The organism is Keratinibaculum paraultunense, from assembly GCF_016767175.1.
Lineage (GTDB): Bacteria > Bacillota > Clostridia > Tissierellales > Tepidimicrobiaceae > Keratinibaculum > Keratinibaculum paraultunense.
In genome coordinates this window covers 788076-808912 of the sequence record NZ_CP068564.1, presented here as the reverse complement: position 1 = coordinate 808912, position 20837 = coordinate 788076, and the positions used below count along the sequence as shown (strand labels likewise).

23 protein-coding genes and 1 tRNA gene are annotated in these 20837 nt (G+C 27.3%); 3 read left to right on the top strand and 21 right to left on the bottom strand.

Annotated features, from left to right (window positions below):
* Window positions 1–11: 11 nt before the first annotated feature.
* Complete coding sequence (gpr, locus tag JL105_RS03885) at window positions 12–983, bottom strand: GPR endopeptidase (protein WP_202690615.1); 972 nt, start codon at window positions 981–983, stop codon at window positions 12–14.
* Between the two features lie 138 nt (window positions 984–1121).
* On the opposite strand from gpr, the gene rpsT reads away from it, so the two are divergent.
* A complete protein-coding gene (gene rpsT, locus JL105_RS03880; protein ID WP_132025810.1) occupies window positions 1122–1400 on the top strand; it encodes a 30S ribosomal protein S20 in 279 nt (92 codons plus the stop codon).
* A gap of 33 nt (window positions 1401–1433) precedes the next feature.
* On the opposite strand, the gene holA is transcribed toward rpsT, so the two are convergent.
* Together holA and JL105_RS03870 are read right to left on the bottom strand one after the other, a co-directional pair.
* Entirely contained in the window at window positions 1434–2492 is a 1059-nt protein-coding gene (gene holA, locus JL105_RS03875) for a DNA polymerase III subunit delta (protein WP_132025808.1), read from the bottom strand.
* Window positions 2482–4932 (bottom strand): DNA internalization-related competence protein ComEC/Rec2, encoded by a 2451-nt coding sequence (locus tag JL105_RS03870; RefSeq protein ID WP_132025806.1) that lies wholly within the window; start codon window positions 4930–4932, stop codon window positions 2482–2484. Before JL105_RS03870 ends, holA begins: the two co-directional genes overlap by 11 nt.
* 257 nt (window positions 4933–5189) lie before the next feature.
* Between JL105_RS03870 and JL105_RS03865 the strand changes: the two genes are divergently transcribed.
* Window positions 5190–6386, top strand: a complete 1197-nt coding sequence (locus JL105_RS03865) for an alanyl-tRNA editing protein (RefSeq protein ID WP_132025804.1) — start codon at window positions 5190–5192, stop codon at window positions 6384–6386.
* 79 nt (window positions 6387–6465) lie between these two features.
* On the opposite strand, the gene JL105_RS03860 is transcribed toward JL105_RS03865, so the two are convergent.
* From JL105_RS03860 to JL105_RS03820, 9 genes are all read right to left on the bottom strand, one after another.
* Window positions 6466–7527: an ATP-binding protein gene (locus JL105_RS03860; RefSeq protein WP_132025802.1), complete on the bottom strand. Its 1062-nt coding sequence runs from the start codon at window positions 7525–7527 to the stop codon at window positions 6466–6468.
* A 138-nt stretch (window positions 7528–7665) separates the two neighbouring features.
* Window positions 7666–8046 (bottom strand): universal stress protein, encoded by a 381-nt coding sequence (locus tag JL105_RS03855; protein ID WP_132025800.1) that lies wholly within the window; start codon window positions 8044–8046, stop codon window positions 7666–7668.
* 127 nt (window positions 8047–8173) lie between these two features.
* Window positions 8174–8377 (bottom strand): alpha/beta-type small acid-soluble spore protein, encoded by a 204-nt coding sequence (locus JL105_RS03850; protein WP_132025798.1) that lies wholly within the window; start codon window positions 8375–8377, stop codon window positions 8174–8176.
* A 138-nt stretch (window positions 8378–8515) separates the two neighbouring features.
* Window positions 8516–8612 (bottom strand) — tRNA-Sec (locus JL105_RS03845).
* Window positions 8613–8739: 127 nt separating this feature from the next.
* Window positions 8740–9465, bottom strand: a complete 726-nt coding sequence (locus tag JL105_RS03840) for a response regulator transcription factor (protein ID WP_132025796.1) — start codon at window positions 9463–9465, stop codon at window positions 8740–8742.
* Between the two features lie 32 nt (window positions 9466–9497).
* The gene (gene selB, locus JL105_RS03835) at window positions 9498–11405 is read right to left on the bottom strand and encodes a selenocysteine-specific translation elongation factor (protein ID WP_132025794.1); all 1908 of its coding nucleotides are present in this window, start codon (window positions 11403–11405) and stop codon (window positions 9498–9500) included.
* Window positions 11406–12833 carry an L-seryl-tRNA(Sec) selenium transferase gene (gene selA / locus JL105_RS03830; RefSeq protein ID WP_132025792.1) on the bottom strand — a complete coding sequence of 476 codons (1428 nt, stop codon included), beginning with the start codon at window positions 12831–12833 and terminating at the stop codon, window positions 11406–11408.
* Window positions 12834–12853: 20 nt separating this feature from the next.
* Window positions 12854–13885 (bottom strand): selenide, water dikinase SelD, encoded by a 1032-nt coding sequence (selD, locus tag JL105_RS03825; protein ID WP_132025790.1) that lies wholly within the window; start codon window positions 13883–13885, stop codon window positions 12854–12856.
* A gap of 13 nt (window positions 13886–13898) precedes the next feature.
* On the bottom strand, window positions 13899–14531 hold the full coding sequence (locus JL105_RS03820) for a helix-hairpin-helix domain-containing protein (RefSeq protein WP_132025788.1): 633 nt from the start codon (window positions 14529–14531) through the stop codon (window positions 13899–13901).
* Window positions 14532–14713: 182 nt separating this feature from the next.
* Between JL105_RS03820 and JL105_RS03815 the strand changes: the two genes are divergently transcribed.
* Window positions 14714–15973, top strand: coding sequence for a D-alanyl-D-alanine carboxypeptidase family protein (locus JL105_RS03815; protein WP_237722306.1), 1260 nt, complete (start codon window positions 14714–14716; stop codon window positions 15971–15973).
* Between the two features lie 51 nt (window positions 15974–16024).
* Here JL105_RS03815 and JL105_RS03810 read toward each other — a convergent pair whose 3' ends face one another.
* The 9 genes from JL105_RS03810 to obgE form a co-directional block, all read right to left on the bottom strand.
* Window positions 16025–16405, bottom strand: coding sequence for a RidA family protein (locus tag JL105_RS03810; protein ID WP_132025784.1), 381 nt, complete (start codon window positions 16403–16405; stop codon window positions 16025–16027).
* 49 nt (window positions 16406–16454) lie between these two features.
* Window positions 16455–16799, bottom strand: a complete 345-nt coding sequence (rsfS, locus tag JL105_RS03805; protein ID WP_132025782.1) for a ribosome silencing factor — start codon at window positions 16797–16799, stop codon at window positions 16455–16457.
* Between the two features lie 32 nt (window positions 16800–16831).
* Complete coding sequence (locus JL105_RS03800) at window positions 16832–17743, bottom strand: LCP family protein (RefSeq protein WP_237722305.1); 912 nt, start codon at window positions 17741–17743, stop codon at window positions 16832–16834.
* 34 nt (window positions 17744–17777) lie between these two features.
* Complete coding sequence (yqeK, locus tag JL105_RS11405; RefSeq protein WP_237722304.1) at window positions 17778–18089, bottom strand: bis(5'-nucleosyl)-tetraphosphatase (symmetrical) YqeK; 312 nt, start codon at window positions 18087–18089, stop codon at window positions 17778–17780.
* Window positions 18070–18351, bottom strand: a complete 282-nt coding sequence (locus JL105_RS11400; RefSeq protein ID WP_237722303.1) for an HD domain-containing protein — start codon at window positions 18349–18351, stop codon at window positions 18070–18072. Before JL105_RS11400 ends, yqeK begins: the two co-directional genes overlap by 20 nt.
* A 12-nt stretch (window positions 18352–18363) precedes the next feature.
* On the bottom strand, window positions 18364–18972 hold the full coding sequence (gene nadD, locus JL105_RS03790) for a nicotinate-nucleotide adenylyltransferase (RefSeq protein WP_132025776.1): 609 nt from the start codon (window positions 18970–18972) through the stop codon (window positions 18364–18366).
* A gap of 70 nt (window positions 18973–19042) precedes the next feature.
* Window positions 19043–19333, bottom strand: a complete 291-nt coding sequence (gene yhbY / locus JL105_RS03785; RefSeq protein ID WP_132025774.1) for a ribosome assembly RNA-binding protein YhbY — start codon at window positions 19331–19333, stop codon at window positions 19043–19045.
* Complete coding sequence (locus tag JL105_RS03780; RefSeq protein ID WP_132025772.1) at window positions 19334–19537, bottom strand: hypothetical protein; 204 nt, start codon at window positions 19535–19537, stop codon at window positions 19334–19336. It abuts the gene before it with no gap.
* 19 nt (window positions 19538–19556) lie between these two features.
* Window positions 19557–20828, bottom strand: coding sequence for a GTPase ObgE (gene obgE / locus JL105_RS03775; protein WP_132025770.1), 1272 nt, complete (start codon window positions 20826–20828; stop codon window positions 19557–19559).
* Between the last annotated feature and the right edge of the window lie 9 nt (window positions 20829–20837).

Here is a 20837-nt window from a genome sequence, read left to right as displayed (position 1 = left end):
GGAAGATCTTATTACCTTATATATCTATTTACATCTTTTAAATCAATTCCATGATGAAGTGCAATGTTAAGTCCATTTGCTATTATTATAGACAAATCATCTATAATTAAATCTATTTCTTTAGGTGTAACTACTACATTGGGCATATAAGGTTCTAACACTTCTTTTATAAGATGATACTTTTCTTCTCTTGAAATATCATCCAGTAAAGAATAAAACTCTCCTCCTACAATAGCCTTGTCTTTCATAGAACCTATAATCATATCCATAGTATCACTTATCATCGTTGCTGCATCTACTACAGTAGGTACACCAACAGCTAATACTGGTACTCCTAAATAATCCTTGTTTAAACCTATTCTTCTATTTCCAAGACCACTACCTGGATTTATTCCCGTATCAGTTATTTGAATAGTAGTATTTACTCTTTCCATTTTTCTAGAAGCCAAAGCATCCACTGCTACAACTAAATCTGGTTTAGTCTTTTCTACTATACCCTTTATAATCTCTCCAGTTTCTATACCAGTTAGTCCCATAACTCCTGGAGATAGAGCAGAAACATTAGCTACAGTTTCATCTTCATCTTTATTATAAGCAATAAAAAATTGCCTTGTTACCATAACTCGATCTATTACCTTAGGACCTAATGAGTCAGGAGTTACTTTCCAATTACCCAATCCAACTATTAAAGTTTTAGTATGTTTATCATTATATCCCATCCCTTTTATTTCTTTAGCTAATAATTTGGAGATTTCTTCTCTTAATTCTTGATCTGTATTTTTAAGTTTAGGTACTTCTATAGTTATATATAATCCTTCGGGCTTACACATAATTTTAGCACCCACATGATTCAATATATTTACCTTAGTTACTGTATAATCCTGTCCTTCCTCTTTTTTTACTTCTACTCCTGGCACTTCTTCATTTTTCTCTTCTTTATACAGTTCTCTGTTCTCAATAGCTAAATCTGTCCTAATCTCCATATTTATCTCCTCCTCATATCTTATTAATATTATTTTTCTTCATTTTTGATATTTTATGTATAATAATTTTGTTTATCCTTGCAATTTATTCTTCTTCATGGTAAAATATCTGTTGTTAAGATTAGGGAGGTGAAAGGATTGGCAAATATTAAATCTGCAGAAAAGAGAATCCGCATTACTAAGAAAAAAACAGCTATAAATAAGAGTAGAAAATCTGAAATTAAAACATATATTAAAAAATTTGATACAGCTTTAGAGGAAGAAAATATTAATGAAGCTAAAGAACTGCTTAAAATTATAGATAAAAAACTTAAAAGAGCAGCTCATAAAAATGTAATTCATAAAAATGCTGCTTCTAGAAAATTAAGTAAATTAACAAAGAAATTAAACGAAGCTGAATTAAATAAAGCTGTATAATAAAAACTTCGGAAACACCGAAGTTTTTTAACTTTAAATTTTATAGCATAAATTAGCTATTAGTATTTCTAAAGCTAATCTATCTTCAACAAGACTAAATTTTATATTTCTATCTGCTTGTAAACAAAATTTTAATGCACTTTCCAATTGAGATATGGTAAAATTATTACTCTGTTGAGAAACTTTCTGATATTCAAATTTGGATAATTTCATCTTCTCATATGCATCCATATCAGTATAACCCTTAGCTCTTAACACTTTATAATTAAACATATTTCTTATTTGTCTAATTATCATATGTAATATAAATAAAACTGGTTGATTAGACATATACATTTCATTAAACAATATTATGGCATTTCTGCCATCTTTTTGACTTATACTATTTAATAGATTAAACACATTCATATCTAATGGTTTTGTCATTATCAAATCTAATATTTTTCTATTAACCCTCTCTTCATCCCTTAAATAATTACATATTTTAATTATTTCATTTTCTAAATCATATAAATTTTTTTCTTGATTGGGATCAAAATATGCAGAATATGTAATAAAATAATTTATATCTGATTTTAATATACTCTTATTATATTTTTTGAAACTATTTTCCACCCAATTATTTAAATCTTGCCCTCTTAATTTCTTAAATTCAATAACATCACCTACTTTTGCAATTTTTTTGTACAACGCATTGGACTTTCTTATATTGGTCGTTTTCTCTAAAAATATCAAGCATAGATAATCTTCTAATTTATCTAAATAATCAACTAATTCATTTTTATAATCCTCAATATTTTTATCTCCAATTATTACATCCTTATTTGATTTAAACAATGGATGATCCTTTATAACAACAATTTTTTTATCTGACATAAAAGGTAAAGTTTCACAAGCATTTAAAATAGCTTCAAAATTTAAATTTTTACCTTCCATAACTAAATAATTTAAAGGTTCAAAAGCCTCATCTATATATATCTCTTTAATAGTATTTAATGTATGATCAATTAAATAATGTTCTTCTCCATAAAATAAATAAACTGATTTTAAATCTAATGACTTAGCTTTTCTTATTAATTCTTTATAATTCAATGATTTTCATCTCCTTCTCCAGTATTATATAATATTTAATAAGCATATATGAAATAATAATGTAAAATATATATGGATAAAAGTATTTTACTGCATACATAATATTTAATTTTTCTTTTAAAAAAGAATACACTTGATATTTTTCTTTATTAAATGTTAATGTTATAAGTCCTAATTCATCAGTTCTATATAATTGAATATTTCTATTGTTATATCGCTTAATTACCTCTTCATGAGGATGCCCAAACATATTGTTTCTACCAACAGATATAAACGCTGCTTCTGGAGAAACTTTATCTAAAAACTCCATAGATGATGATGTCTTACTTCCATGATGCGGCACTTTTAAAAAATATGCTTTAGGGGTCGCATTGTTTATTAACGTACGTTCTCCTTTATCCTCTATATCACCTGTAAATAAAATATTTTTATCATAGTAATTTAGCATTAAAATTAAGGACAAATCATTTTCATTACTAGTTTCAGAAGTCTTTAATAATTGTTCGTGAGGACCAAGCACTATCATATCAGTATTATCATCCAATTTTAATTTATGGCCTCTTTTTAACAATATAATAGGAATATTTTTTTCTTTAGCTTTATTATTAATTTCTTCATATAAATCATTATCCAATTTTTCATGACCAATATATATTTTTTCTATTTTCATATTATCCATTAAATAAGGTAAACTTTTGCAATGATCTATATCATAATGAGTAATGAAAACACCCTTTAACTTAAATATACCCTCTTTTTCTAAATATGGAAAAAGAATATTCTCACCTACATCAAAATTTCCAAATAAATCTCCTCCTGTATCTATTAAATAGTTTCCTCCTTGAGTTTTTATTAATATGCTATCCCCTTGACCTACATCTATAAATCTTATCTCTATACTTTGATCAAAATACATAGTCAAAAAATTTACTAATATTAAAAATAATAAATAAAATATAATAACCTTACTTATTTTCTTATCTATATTGGATATTTTTATAATACCCATGCCTATAAATAACAAAATATAATAGCATAATATTCCCATTATTGATGGAGATGGAACTTTTAAATCAATATAAGGGAAACACTCAAGAATATTTATAATATAAAATTGAATATCTAACAAAAAATTAATTACTATTCCAATAAAATAAGCTATAGGTTCTATTAAATAAGAAAAAAATAATAAAAGTAATCCTAAAATTAAACCTATAGAAAACAAAGGAACTATTAACAAATTAGCTACCATACTAATTATAGGAACCCTATTAAAATAATATGCTTGTATTGGTAATAAACCTATTTGAACAGATAAAATAGATTTTAAAGATTTAATCAATTGACTATCACTTGGATAAAAAATTATTTTTATTTTTGGTGTTAAATACAATATAAAGAATGTAGCAATAAATGATAGTTGAAATCCAATACTAAATGCCCAATAGGGGTTTATTATTAGCATTATAAAAAGTGCAAAAAAAAGTGCATTTATTGATTCATAAGCTTGCCAAAAAACTTTGGATAAAAATAGAATAGTAAACATTATATTAGCCCTTATTACGGAAGGTGGTCCTCCTATAATGTAAGCATACATCCATATTCCACTCAAAGTTATACCTATATTTAATTTTTTATTTATTCCTAAATATCCAAGTAATCCTGTCAATATATTAGTAATCAATCCTATATGTAATCCTGAAACTGCTAATATATGAGCCAAACCTAAATGCCTAAATTTCTCTATATTATCCTCAGTAAGATAAGAACTCTTTCCTAATATAACTGCTTTCATCAAAGAACTATTTTTTTCCGTTAAATATGAATCAAATATTTCTTCTACACTTTCTATAAATTTATATTTCATTCTATCGATAAAATCTAAATTTCCTTTAACCACATGAATAATTGAATAATCTTTAATTGTAGTACTTGTATATATTCCTTCTGTCAACAATTTTAACCTATGATTATATAATTTAGGATTTGTATTAGGTAAAGGTTCTCTCAAAACCCCTTTAAACAATAATTCCTCTCCAATAGATAATGTTTTCTCTCCTAGTATTTTTAATTGAATTTTCTCTGAAACTTTTTTATTATTTCCATCATGACATATATTAGTAACTCTAACTATATATCTGCTTTCATTTTCTTCTATAATTTTAATCTCATCAACTATTCCAGTTATTTCTACTAATGCATCCTTATACTCAAGCAATTGACTATCTATAGTTTTTAAATTAGTTAATATTATTCCCAATAGAAAAATAGAAAAAAATAAATTTAATGATTTAAATTTATTTTCTTTTTTCCCTATAAAATTAATGAATAAAGATATAAATAATAAAATCAATAAAAATATAGTATTTATATCTATATAATAAGAAAATATTATCCCCAATAATAAAAAAAAACTTAAATATAAAAAAGGACTTTTCATATTAATACACCTTTATTTATCCCTTATTTATTCTACTTAAAGATCTTATTAGAAGTGCAATACCTAATAATATAAATATAATACCTAATAAACGTATAATCATTTTAGCCTCCTTTATATCATTAATATACCTACAAAGTAATTATAACATAATATAGAAATAAATTTAATAAATTCTAATAATAATAAAAAACTATTGATTTTATTTTAAAAATGTTAAAATAGTATTAACGGTTAAAAAGGATAGGTGGTATATTATGACAGAAAAAATATATTTAGAAAATCCATATTTACGTCAAATTGATGCACGAATTGTAGAAAAAAAATACTTAAATAACAAGTATTATATCAAAACTAATAGGACCATATTTTATCCTAATTTAGCAGGAGGACAACCTGGTGATAAAGGCACTATCAATGGGGTTGAGGTATTGGACACTTATGAAGAAGGAAATGATATAATCCATGTAGTTAAGGATAATATACATAGTGATAAAGTGCAATTATCTATAGATTGGGAAAACAGATTTGATTATATGCAACAACATTCTGGACAACATCTATTATCAGCAGTATTTTATAAATTATATAATGGAGAAACAGTTGGATTTTATATAGGTAAAGAATACGTATATATAGATATAAATATACCCAATATCAATAAAATCCATATAGAAAAAATAGAGGAATTTGCTAACAAAATAATATTTTCTAACTTTCAAATAAAATCATATATTGTTGAAAAAAAAGATATGGAAAAAATTCCTGTAAGAAAAGAACCTATTGTTAATTCTAATATTCGTATAGTTGAAATAGATGGTATTGATTTTTCACCTTGCTGTGGAACCCATGTTAGAAATACTGGAGAAATAGGAATAATAAAAATTCGAAAGGTTGAAAATTATAAGGGAAACATTCGAGTAGAATTTGTATGCGGTAACAGAGCATTGATAGATTATTCATGGAAAAGTAATTATATTAAAAATATAAGCAATCTTTTGTCTACTAAAGATAAAAATGTATACGATAGAGTAAAAAAATTATATTCCCAAAAAGAAATTTTAGAAAAAGAAAATAGAGCACTTAAAGAAGAATTATATAAATATAAAGCACAAGAATTACTTGAAAAAGCTTGTTTAATAAAAGACATAAATTTCATATGTCATAAATTTGAGAATATAAAACCAAAGGAAATATATAACATAGTGTCCCATATAAATACATTAAAAGATAATATATTATTACTTGGAATAAATAACAAAAATACTGCAAATTATATAGTTAGTCGTAGTTCCAATATAAATATTAATATAAAAGATATTCATAATGAAATAGCACAAAATATAAATATAAAAGGAGGCGGGAGTCCTCAAACAGTTCAAGGAACTTGTAATCAAGAAGAACTTGATTCTGTACTTGAAAAATTTTATGAAAAAATAATAAATTTATTATAAAATTTATTATCCTAAAGTATGGGAAAGATTTTTACTTATAAATTTTTGAATCTTTCCCATACTATTAAAATAACATTTTTTAAATATAAACTGTGAATATTTCTTTTAATATCTTATCTTTAACTTTATTTATTCCTTCAAAATCTACGGATACATTATAGCATTTTTCTAATATCTCATGGTTTTCTTTAGCAGTTAAAAGTTTTGAAATAGCTTTTTCAATTAATAAATTATACATTTTATAATCTTCTTCATTTTTTACGCTTTCATCAAAATATTGATTTAAATTTATTTTATTATGGGGAATTTCCTTGCATTGACTATTTGAGGTTATAAACACATCTATATCCTTAATAAATACCGATTCAATTTTATCAGGAATAGTAGCATCATGGTATATCTCCATAGAATACCCTCTAACTACAGCTTCCTCCATAATTCTACTTAGCATTGTGGATTTTCCTGTACCTATTTCTCCTTCTATATAATAAATATTTGAAACTCCTTTTAATATTGTCAAAGTATAATCTATGAAACCGTCTGGCGTATTAGCATTAGAAAACATATGCCTTTTTTTTAAAAATGTAAAATCCATATTTGCTTCTCTAGAAAAAATTTCATCTATTAATGTTTTAGTTAATTTGTTTACCTTTTTAAAATCTACTCCTATTTTGTTGGTCTCCTCTATTTCTTTATAAATACATTTTGCTGTTTTAAAATAACTAAATGCTTTTCTATAAGCAATTTTATTATTTAACTTTGCATCTATAATTTGTTCTTCATTTTCTTTCAATTTATCTGAATCTATAAAAATACCTAAATTTATTAATTTATCTTTTAAGCCTGGATACACAGGGTCTATTACATGGGGAAATGTCCCATCTACTATGGCTACTTTAAATTCATCAATAACTATACCATCTACAGAATTAGGATCTGATGGACAATGATGATACTCTACCGTATAACCTTCTTTTAAAGCTTGCTTACCTATTTCTTTCATAAGAGATGATTTACCTCCACCAGGCATACCTTTTAATATATATAACATATTTCTGTTATTACCAATTATATTATTATGAAAAGAGTAAAAGCCCTCTGCAGTATTACCTCCTGGAAACATTCTACGAACTTTTGTCATATGAAACCTCCTAAATAAACATATATTATTAATTTATTCCTTTAGTTTTATTATGTGCATAAAATAGAATTCTTTGCACTATAATAATTATAATAATATTAGCAAATTGAAATAAATGATACTAACGCTCATATACAATTATATTATAATAAATTCCACATTTGGTAAACTTTCCTGCAATTTTAATGCAAAATTTGATTCTTTAGAATTATTTTCTTTGGGAGTAGTTCCTAGAATCATATGAGTAATGTTGTTATCTTTAGCAAAATTAATTATTGCTTGTATCACATCCTTTGATCTAAGCACAGTTAAATCAGCTCCTGCTTTTTTTGATACTCTAAATAAATATTCTAAAGCTTCTCCATCATCTACATTATTTAAAAACTTATCCTTTTCATTTACTACATGTATCACATATAATTTACCTTTTGTTGCTTCAGCTAATTTATAACCATTTAAAATAAGCCTTTCGCAAGTCTTTTGCTGAGTCACACATACCATTATATTAGTCTTATTCATATGAAAACCCCCTTTTAAAGAGTAACACCTATTTTATTATATCATGAAATATAAAAAATCATTAAGCTTTATTTTTTTATATGTTTTTTTATAATTATTTAAAAGAAAATAGGATAGGAACCCTATCCTATTCTTCATCTATCAATTGTTTTTCTCCAATTTCTATCAATCTTCTAGTCATTAAACCTCCAACAGGACCAGCAGCAAATATATTAGTAGCTGAACTAATATTATCTTTATTCGTAAAATCTTCAGATATACCCAATTCCTGTGCAATTTCTAATTTCATTTCTTTTAATGCTTTTATAGCATTAGGGTCTATTCTACTCATATAATCACCTCAAATAATATAATTAAAATTGTTTCTATATTATTTTATCTAATATCTATAATTAAAATACACGGCAATTTTAGGAGAAAACAAAAATATAAAAAAACAAAAAAAGCAGCATAAGCTGCTTATATACTATGGCGGGAGTATGTGGGAATCGAACCCACCCAGGACGCTCCTAACGCCCCGTACTGGTTTTGAAGACCAGAGGGCACACCAGCACCCATCTACTCCCATATAAAAAATGCTATAATATTTAAACACTACTACATTATAGCATTTTTTATTTCCATGTCAAGTCTTGTCAATAATGTTAGTTTTGATAGAATTTTCTTACTTTTTGCTACCATTAATAAATCAATTTAATCTTCATCTTTTAATTCCCTATTAAGATTATCTTTTTTATTTTCAAAATAATACCCAGCTCCCCACTTGGTATGAATATACTTAGTATCGGCTGGATCCTTTTCTATTTTTTCTCTAAGTCTTCTAATGTGTACGTCTACAGTCCTTAGATCTCCAAAATATTCACACCCCCAAATATTTTCCAATAGTTCTTCTCTTGTAAATACTTTACCAGGATTAGACACAAGTATATAAAACAAATCAAACTCTTTGCCTGTTAAAATTATATCTTCTCCATTTACAGTTAATTTCCTACCTAAAGCATTTATGACAAAATCATCTATCTTAATACTTTGATTATCAACTTGAGGAATTACCACATTTACCCTTCTTAATATTGCCTTAATTCTTGCTTTTAATTCCAATATATTAAATGGCTTGGTAACATAATCGTCTGCACCATATTCTAAAGCTAATATCTTAGATATATCTTCCTTTTTTTCTGTTAACACTATTATTGGTACTTGAGATTGTTTCCTGATAGTTTGGCATAAATTTAATCCATTCCCATCAGGTAATAATATTTCCAAAATTATTAATTCATAATCTCTCCTTTTTACTTTTTCTATTGCTTTTTTTATTGTAAAAGCAGAATCTACTTGATAATTATCTTTTTCTAAACTATATTTTAAAGCTTTTATAAGAGACTTATCCCTGTCAACAACCATTATTTTCATGCCCATGAATATCACTCCAAAATTAGGAATTTATAATTCTAGAAAAAAAATCTTCTGTTCCCTTCCCTTTTTGTTATCTTTATCTGATCAAAATATTCTAGAAGACTTAAAGCAACTTTTCTATTCGTATTTAATTCATCCCTATATTCTGCAACAGTAATAGAACCATTTTTTTCTATATGTTTTTTTAATATTTTTAAAGCTTCAGCATAAGCAAATTTATGCACCAATATTTCTTCATTTAATTTAACAATTTCCCCTTCATTTATAAGAGAATTTAAAACCTGCTCTATTTCCTCTTTTTCTCCCTGAATTTTCTCATACAATTCTTCTCGCTTAGGAGGTAAAAATTTATTCATTACATAATTTTCTATTATTTCTTCTTTTATCTTTAACTGAGAAGGACTGTATTCTATTTTAAATCCTTTTATGCATATATTTTCTTTATGTTGCTCTATATAACCCTTCTCTATCAACAAATCAATAAATCTATCTCCTATTTTTGGTTTTGCATTTTTTAAAAATTTACTTCTTATTTCCTCTTTAGGCATACCTATCCTAAGAGGGTGCTTTTTATGAAACTTTCTAAGCTCTTCTATTATATTATCTTTTAATTGATTAAAATATTGTATATGAATAAAATGCAAATCTTTAGTCAAACTAAATTGTATAATTTTATTTTCTTGAATTAACTTTTCTATTTCCTCTTTTATTTTATTTTCTAACATAGCAGTATAAATTGATATTTCTTTTAAAGTAGGAAAAGAAGAACTTTTATCTAGTATTATTTTTTCTATAACATCTATAGGTTCCCCTTTTTCCTTTATTCTTAATTCTTCCAATGCCTTTTCATCAAATCTTTTCTTTTTAGTCGGATTAGGTTCTAATACTTGCCCTCCTCCAACTGTAAACATTGGAGAGTAAAATCTTAATATAAATCTATCTCCTCTTTTGGCTACTATTTCCTCTTCCAGTATTAATTGAGCATAAGTCTCTTCACCTGGATTTAATATATCTCTATCCAATAAAACAATTCTACACAAAACTTCTCTAGCTCCTATATAAAGACGAAGACGAGTTCTATTTTCTATTGAACGATCTATTCCTTCAATCAATTTTACTTTAACATCTAATAAAGAAGTTTCTTTCATCGAATTTATAGGAGCTACTACATCTCCTCTACTTATCTGCTCCTTTTTAAGTCCTGCAATGTTAATAGCTACTCTCTGCCCTGCATAAGCTACATCGGTATCCTCATCATGAACCTGCATAGAACGTATCCTACCAATTCTATTTCCTGGGAAAACTTGAATTTCTTCTCCAATATGAAATTTACCTGAAAGTAAAGTACCTGTTACTATAGTCCCAAAACCTGGTATAGAAAATACCCTATCTACAGGAAGTCTAGGCATATCATTCACTTCTCTGTCTTCTAATTCTAATGCCAATTTATCTATTAACGTCTTAACATCCTCTAAACCAATACCTTTAGTAGAAGATACTGGTATAATAGGTGCTCCTTCTAAAAAAGTATCTTTTAATTCATCTTTTATATCATCTTTAACTAATTCTAACCATTCTTCTTCTACTAAATCTGATTTTGTAATTACTACAAATCCCTTTTCTACTCCAATAAGATCTAGTATTGCTAAATGTTCACTAGTTTGTGGCATAACTCCTTCATCAGCTGCCACCACCAATAAAACTATATCAATTCCTACAACTCCAGCGAGCATGTTTTTTATAAACTTTTCATGCCCAGGTACGTCTATTATGCCTGCTCTTTTACCACTGGGCAAATCAAAATAAGTAAATCCTAAATCTATAGAAATTCCTCTCTTTTGCTCTTCTTTTAATCTGTCGGTATTTCTACCAGTTAGAGCTCTTATTAAAGTAGTCTTCCCATGATCAATATGCCCAGCTGTTCCAATTATAACATGTTTCATCTACCCAACTCCTCCTAGTTCCTTTAAAGCATCATATATGCCATCAACCACTATGAAAAACTCTTCTTCTTTTACTGTTCTTAAATCAATAAATATTGTATCTTTATATACTCTAGTTATTATAGGAACTTGTAATTCCCTTAAATACTTTTCAAATTTAGTTATATTTGAATTTTTAAATTTTAAACTAATACATTTTGTAGGAATTCTTTCTAATGGTAAAGACCCTCCACCTACTTCAGAATAATTGTTCACTATATCTATTATTAAATCATCATGTTTAATTTTTGCTTTAAGTAAATTATACAGCATATTTGCTTTATTTTCTAATTCATCCATTCCCATGGTTAACATATTCAAAGTAGGTATCTTCTCGATAACATTTTCTTCATCTAAATAAAGTCTCAAGGTAGCTTCTAAGGCAGATATTGTAAATTTATCTACTCTAAATGCTCTTGTTAATGGGTTCCTTTTCATAGCTTCAATATATTCCTTTTTACCTATAATAATTCCTGCTTGAGGTCCTCCTAATAATTTATCTCCACTAAATGTAACTACATCCACTCCACTTTTTATAGAATCTTGTACAGTAGGTTCATGCTCCAATCCATACTTTGATAAATCAATTAACACACCACTGCCTAAATCTTCTATTAAAGGTATATTATATTTTTGTTTTAATTTATATAATTCTTCTGCCGATACAGAAGAGGTAAAACCTAATATTCTATAGTTACTTGTGTGTACTTTTAATAATGCTGCAGTTTCTTCATTAATAGCATTTTCATAGTCCCAAAGATGAGTCTTATTGGTCGTTCCTACTGATACCAAAATAGCTCCACTTTGTTCCATTACATCAGGAATTCTAAAAGAACCTCCTATTTCTATTAACTCACCTCTAGATACTATAACCTCTTTATTCTTAGCTAAAGTACTTAACACTAACAATACTGCAGCAGCATTATTATTAACAACCATAGCTGCTTCTCCACCTGTAATCTCTATTAATATATCCTCTAAATGGCTATATCTAGAACCTCTAGTTCCTTTTTCTAAATCATATTCTAAATTTGAATAATTAGTTGCAATTTCAACTACATTATCCATAACATCTTTATGAATTAAAGAACGGCCAATATTGGTATGAATTACCACTCCAGTCCCATTTATCACTCTTTTCAATCTATAGGAATTTTTCCTATTAGCCCTTGTTTTAATTAGTTTAGGTAATAGTTTTATCCTCTCTTTTATATTATCTTCATCTAATACTTTATTTTTTATATCCTCCCTTATTAAATCTATTTCCTCTCTTATTGAATCTACTACTAACTTCCTTGGTATAAAATTTAATAATTTATTGATATCATCATTTTCTAATAAATCATCAACTTTTGGAATTAATCTATACAAATTTTTATTTTCCTTCATATAATCTTTCTCCTTATATTTTATTCTACAATCAAATATTGTTCTTCTTTTTCTATTACTTCTCCAATTATACTATAAGATGTAGGATTGTTTGTTAAAGCTTTAATCAATTGGTCTACCTCTTCTTTAGGAATAGATATTAATAATCCTCCAGATGTTTGAGGATCGAACAATACATCTTCCATTTCTTCAGAAATTTGATTATTAAATTTCACATTATCTCCAATATATTTTCTATTGTTATATGCTCCTTGAGGTACCAATCCCATTTGTGCATATTCTAATGTATTGGAAATTAAAGGAATTCTTTTATGGTAAATTTTAATAGACACTTCACTATTTTCAGCCATTTCTAAAGCATGACCGAGTAATCCAAATCCAGTAATATCTGTTACACTATTAACCTTTACCTTTTCTAATGCTTCTTTCCCAAACTTATTTAATGTTGACATTACTTTTACAGCTTCATCATAAGAAGTTTTATCTGCTATACCACCTTTTATAGCAGTATTAATAATACCTAGACCTAAAGGCTTAGTTATAACCAACACATCTCCAGGTTTAGCATTACTATTTGTCAATACATTGTCAGGATGAACAAATCCAGCTACTGACAATCCGTACTTAGGCTCATCATCTTCAACTGTATGCCCTCCTACCAATATAGCACCTGCTTCCTTTACTTTATCATAACCTCCTTTTAATATCTCAACTAAAACACTAGGATCTAAACAATTAGGAAAGCATACTATATTCATAGCTAATTTGGGCTCTCCTCCCATAGCATATACATCACTTAAAGAATTAGCAGCAGCTATTTGCCCAAATACATACGGGTCATCTACTACAGGAGTAAAAAAATCTAAAGTTTGAATTAATGCTAAATTTCCATTTATCTTATAAACTGCTGCATCATCAGAAGTATCCAAACCTACTATTAAATTTTCATCATAATTTTTTGGTAAATGACACAAAACTTGTGCCAAAATATCGGGACCGATTTTAGCAGCTCAGCCAGATGTTTTTGTTAATTCTGTTAATCTAATTGTCATTTCATTCACTCCTTTATCTTGTAGTAATTAATTCCTTTATACTTTCAAACTTCTTTTCTCCTATACCAGATACATTTTTTATATCTTCAATATTTTTAAATTTATTTTGCTCTCTATATTCCAATATTCTTCCTGCTAATACTTCCCCTATACCTGGTAAAGACATTAGCTCTTCCTTAGTACACATATTTATATTGATTTTACCACTACTATTATCATATTGCATATCTACAAAATTCTCAACAGGGTTTATATCTTCACCTACTTTTGGTATATATATTTTTTCTTCATCTTCTAATTTCTTCGCCAAATTTATTCTATCCAAATCTGCTTCTTTTTTTAATCCTCCTGCTAAATTTACTGCATCAATTACTCTAGAATCACGAGGTAATTCTACCAAACCTGGATTATATACCTCACCACTTATATGCACCATGATAATTTCTCCATTTTCAACGTCATCTTCCAATTGTTCTTCCAATTCCGTAATTAATTCCTCAGGATCTACTTTCTCTTTATTCTCTTCATCAATTTTCTTCCCTATCAAAGAATCATTTTTCTTTAAAAAATTAAAAAGAGATATTAAAACAATAATTAATATCAATAATATTATAACTATTTGTTCTTTTTTTGTAAAATAATCCATATTTTCACCTCTCCTAAATCCCTCTACTTATAATTTAAACTTATAAAATTATCCAATCACTAATTTAAATATTCGACTTTATATTTAATTTCCCTTTTTTATTCATGGTTTTTTTTAATTTATATTCAAAAAAATACTTATTTTTGATATACTTGATTATATATAAAAGGAGGGAGGAACATTTGAAAAAGTTTTTTTATTTTATATTGCTTTTTTTAATATTTACATATAATATATCCTATGCTGAAGAATTAAATCTTTCAGGAGAAGGCGCTATACTCATAGATATGGATACAGGACAAATTTTATATTCTAAAAATCCTCATATGAAACTACATCCTGCTAGTACTACTAAAATAATGACAGGCATACTTGCCATAGAAAATGGGAACATGGATGATTATGTTACTATAGATGATGAAATTGTAAAACTTACTGATGGTAGTCACATTGCTTTAGAGCCTGGAGAACGAGTAAAATTTGAAGATTTAGTAAATGCCCTTTTAATTGAATCAGCTAATGATGCAGCTTTAGCCTTAGCAAAACATGTTTCTGGTAGCATTGATGAATTTGTAAAACTTATGAATAAAAAAGCTAAAGAAATAGGAACTCTTAATACTAATTTCGTTAATCCTAATGGTTTAACCGCCGAAAACCATATTACTACTCCTTATGATTTAAGTTTAATTGCTAAGTATGCCATGGAAAATGAAATATTTAGGGAAATAGTTAAAAATTATACTTATGTTATACCTGTAACTAATAAAAAAAATGAAGAACGATATTTAAAATCAGCTAATAAACTATTATATAGTACACAGAAAATTGATGTTGATGGGAAAATTGTTCCAATAAAATATGAAGGAATTACTGGTATAAAAACTGGATATACAATAGCAGCACAAAATTGTCTAGTAGCTTCAGCAGAAAGAGGAAATCAAAGATTAATTGCAGTTGTATTAAAAGCAAATGGGCGAGAAGTTTACTCAGATATCCATAAATTATTCAATTATGGATTTAATAACTATGAAAAAGTTCATATTGCACATAAAGGTCAATTTATAAAAAATATCGAAGTATCTAATGGAACTAATCCAGTTGTAGCAGGCATCTTAAAAGAAGATTTAACTGCCTCAATACCTAAAGGAAATATGAATACAATAGAGAAAAAAATATATCTTAATGATGTAATTGAAGCACCATTAATAGATGGACAAACTTTAGGTAAAGTAGAATATTATTTAAATGATCAATTTTTAGGAGAAGTAGATATAATATCCACATTAAATATTGAAAAAATTCCTCCATTAACTTTAATACAAAAAATTATAAACAAATGGTATATTATCGTAATTGGGATATTAAGTATAATCCAAATTTCATCCTTTAGAAGAAAACGGTTGAGAAAAAAAAAGAGAAATTCTGTATACAGAGTGCATTAAACCTTGCCTACGTAGGCAAGGTTTAATGCACTCTGTATTTTATATCTTTACTTATAATACTGCAATTACTTCTATTTCAATATTTCCATCCTTTGGTAATCTTGAAACTTCTATACAAGAACGAGCTGGTTTATGTTCGTTAAAATATTCTTCATAGGCTTCATTGATAGATGAAAACATATCCATGTCCACTATATAAATATTTACTTTAACTACATTTTTTAAAGTTGCTCCTACTTCTTTTAATATAGCTTCTACATTTTTTAAACATTGTCTTGTTTCTTCTTTAATATCATCTTTTAATAATTCACCTGTTTCTGGAACTATTGGAAGTTGCCCAGATGTAAATATGAGATTACCAGCCTTTATTCCTTGAGAATAAGGACCCACAGCTCCTGGTGCCTTATTGGTATTTATTGGTACTATATTCATGATGTTATTCATCCTCCCTTTAAATTTATATAAATTTAAAATAAATTATCTAATCCAATTCTATTTCTTCACCATCTGCCCACAATTTTTCTAAATTATAATATTCCCTATCTTCTTTGTGAAATACATGTACTACTATATCTCCAAAATCTAATAAAATCCATCTCCCAGTTTGATATCCTTCTTTACCTAATAGAGGATATCCTGAAGTTTCCATTTTTTCTTCAACTTCATCTGCTATAGCAACTGTTTGAATTGTAGAATTTCCACTGGCAATAATAAAATAATCAGCCATAGGTGTTATTTTTTTTAAATTCAGTACTTTAACATTAAATCCTTTTTTATCATAACAAGCTTTTGTTATGATAGATACTCTTTTATCAATATCTTTCACTTAATTACCTCCTGATAATTGAAAATTACTATTTATTTCTCTATATTTTCAACAGATTTATCCTCAATAAACATTGTTTTTACTAATTTAATACATTCCTCTTTATCCACAATAAAATAGGATGTATTACCTATATATTCTCCTTCTCCTGGTAATGTAGCCATACTAACATTATCAGGACTAAAGTTTTTAGCATTCATAGCAAATTTCATCATCACATCAAATGGTATATTAGTATCTACATAATCATAATAAGTTTTTATCATTTGAGGAATATTTGCAATATTCCCAGGTCTTAAAGTTTTTTCTAAAACTGCTTCAATAAATTGTTGCTGAGCTTTTATCCTTCCTAAATCTTGATCTTTATATCCTTTTCTAAATCTTAAAAATTGAAGGGCTTTATCCCCATCTAATGTCTGATACCCTTGTTTCAAATCTATGTATAGTGGTGGATCTGCAACTGGATCTGTATATTTCATATCCATAGGAACATAAACTTCAACTCCGCCTATCAAATCTACAAACTTCTTTACAATATTATAATCTACTCTAACATAGTATTCTAAATCTATACCTAATAAATCTTTAACAGCTTTTACAGATAATTCAGGTCCTCCGTAAACATGAGCATGATTTATCTTTTCCTCATTCTTTCTACCACGAATATGAGTTTTGGTATCTCTAGGTATTGATAATAAATGTACTTCTCCCGTAGATTTATTAGCTTTACATAACATCATTGTATCAGTTCTAACATTAGTAGCCTTTTTCACATCTTTTGAATCTATTCCTAACATTAAAAAAGTTATATCATCTTTATCATGCATTAGTCTATCAATAAAACTTTCGTTATATACATCTTCATCTTCTTCACTTTGAGCTTTTATAACTGTTTTATATATAAATCCACCCCATATTAAAGAAAAAAACAATAAAAGAAACAAAAAAAGTTTTAAAAAAAGTTTTTTTCATCTATAATCACTCCAAATCTTTTAGTATTATCAACTGATTTCTCGCTTTTATTGTATCTAAATGAATTAATTTCCCTTTTGAAATAACAAACACTATAGTTCTATCTAGTGCATACAATAAACATTTATCTATGTCTTCATAAGCCAATTGCCTAATCGTATCTACTCCCTCAAATTTTCTTCCTGGTTCTATAATATCTGCTACATAAACTATCTTTTCTAGTAAAGACATATTTTCACGTCCAGTTGTATGATATCGAATAGCATTTAAAACATTTTTATTAGTTACCTTATACTCTTTAATAGCTATTTTTTTCACCTAATGGTCCATGAATTAATTCTGGATTATGTTTCATAACATTGTCTAAAATTATATCAAACTCTTTTGCAATTTTCAACAAATTTATTTTATCTTTTAGTTTTCCACAATCGTGTAAAAAACCCGCTAATTCAGCTTCTCCCTCAGGATAACCATAAAGTTTAGCTAATTCCATGCTAGTATTCATGACACCAATGGAGTGATTATATCTTACTTCACCTATATCTTTTTTTAATTTTTCATGCATCCATTGTTCTATCATAAAAGCCTCCTATTAAATATACAATTTATGTTTTTGTATATACATCTCTACTATTTCCGGTACTAAATATTTAATTGACAATCCCTTGCTTACTCGATTTCTAATATCTGTTGAAGATATCTCTATTAACGGCATATCAAGTATATATATAGAATGTCCGTACTTTACATTTAAACTATTTACTTTGTCCATTAAAGTTTTTCTATCTGAATAAGGTCTAGGCGCTACTATAAATTTACACATTCTCAATAATTTATTATAATCTTTCCAAGTATGAATCTCTTTTATAGAATCTTCTCCTAATATAAAGTAATAATCTATGTTTTTATTTATCTCTTTTAATTTTTTTATAGTATCTACTGTATAATTTATTTCTTCTTCTTTTTTAATTTCTAATGTTGATAGTACAAAATGAGGGTTGGAGTTTATTGCTAATAATGTCATATTATATCTATGAATTATAGGTGAAACTATTCCTTTTTCCTTATGAGGAGGGTTCCCAGAAGGTATAAATATGATTTCTTCTAATTTAAAATTAACTCTAGAATATTCTGCTAACATCAAATGTCCATTATGAATAGGATCAAAAGTTCCTCCAATAATTCCTACTTTTCTTTTCAATCTATCTCCTCCACTTATATTTGCTTTAATAAATAAACTTCAGAAAAACTTCTGAAGTTTAGACTATTTATTAAGGCAATTGAATTTTTTTATTATCTTTAGATTCTCTATAAAGTATAAATTTATTCCCTATGCTTTGAACAAACTCAGCTTTAGTACTTTCTGCTAATTCTAGTGCAACTTCTTTAGCATCTAAAAGACTATTATTCAATACCTTTATTTTTATTAATTCTCTAGCCTCTAATGATTCATCAACTTGTTTTATAAAGTTTTCTGTAATACCATTTTTCCCCACTTGAAAAATGGGTTCTATGCCATTTGCTAGCCCTTTCAAATAACTTCTCTGTTTCCCCGTTAACAATCAATACACTCCTTTTTCGTTTTGAACTTCTATTTCTTTTCTAGATTTTCTTCTATGAACTTCATATTCCTTATTTCCCTTTTTCCAGCCAGTTCTAGACTTCTCCTCAGGCCTATAATGTTGATTTATTACTACTTCATTCCTCGCTAAGCAGTAATAAGTAGGATGATTTTCTTTACAATTACCACAATTATAACAATTCATTGTATATTCAAAACCTCCATTAATCAAAAAATTCAAATTCATATCCACAAATAAATACTGTATCGTTATCTTCAATACCTAATTTTTTTAATTCCTCCACTACTCCTTTTTGTTTTAACGCATTTTGAAAATATCTTAATGAATCTAAATTGTCAAAATTTGTAGAATTAATAAGTTTTTCTATATAAGATCCTTCAATAATATACCTTCCATTTTCTTTTTTTACTACTATAGTTTTTTCTGGCTCTTTCAAAGTAATTTCCATTTCTTCATCAAAAGTTTCATATTCAGGTTTTGTATTTAAAAGAGTATTCCATATAGCAAATTTAAGTTCATCGACTCCTTTCATAGTAGCTGCAGAAATAGGATATATTTCATATCCCATTGGCTTTAATTCTTCTTCTATTTTTTCTAGCCATTCTTCAGCCTCTGGAAGATCCATTTTATTAGCTGCAATTATTTGAGGTTTATTAGACAATTTAGGATTATACTTAACTAACTCTTCATTTATTTTATAAAAATCATCTATCGGATTTCTTCCTTCCATACCTGAGGCATCTAATACATGAACAAGTACCCTAGTCCTTTCAACATGTCTTAAAAAATCATGCCCCAAACCTGCTCCTTCATGAGCACCTTCTATTAGCCCTGGAATATCTGCTATTACAAAAGATTTGCCTTCATCTATTTGTACTACTCCTAAATTAGGCTTTAATGTTGTGAAATGATAATTTGCAATTTTAGGTTTAGCTGCCGATAAAATAGAAAGTAATGTGGATTTTCCTACATTAGGAAAACCTACCAGACCTACATCCGCTAATAACTTTAATTCTAATATAACAGTTATCTCTTCTCCTTCTGTACCTGTTTCAGCAAATTTAGGAGCTTGCCTAGTAGATGTTGCAAATTTAGCATTTCCTCTGCCTCCTTTGCCACCTTTAGCAATAGTATATACTTGACCATGTTCTTTCATATCTATTATTACCTTCCCAGAATCTGCATCTTTAACTAATGTTCCTACTGGTACCTTTAAGATTAAATCCTGACCTTTCTTCCCATATTGCTTTTTAGTTTTACCTCTTTCACCATCTTCAGCTTTATAGAAACGCTTATATCTAAAATCCATTAATGTCCTTATTCCTTCATCAGCTTGCAATATTATGCTACCGCCATCTCCTCCGTCTCCTCCAAAAGGACCACCTGCTGGCTCATATTTTTCTCTTCTAAATGCTACTGCACCATCTCCACCTTTACCTGCTTTTAATTTAATTTTTGCAACATCTATAAACATATTATCATC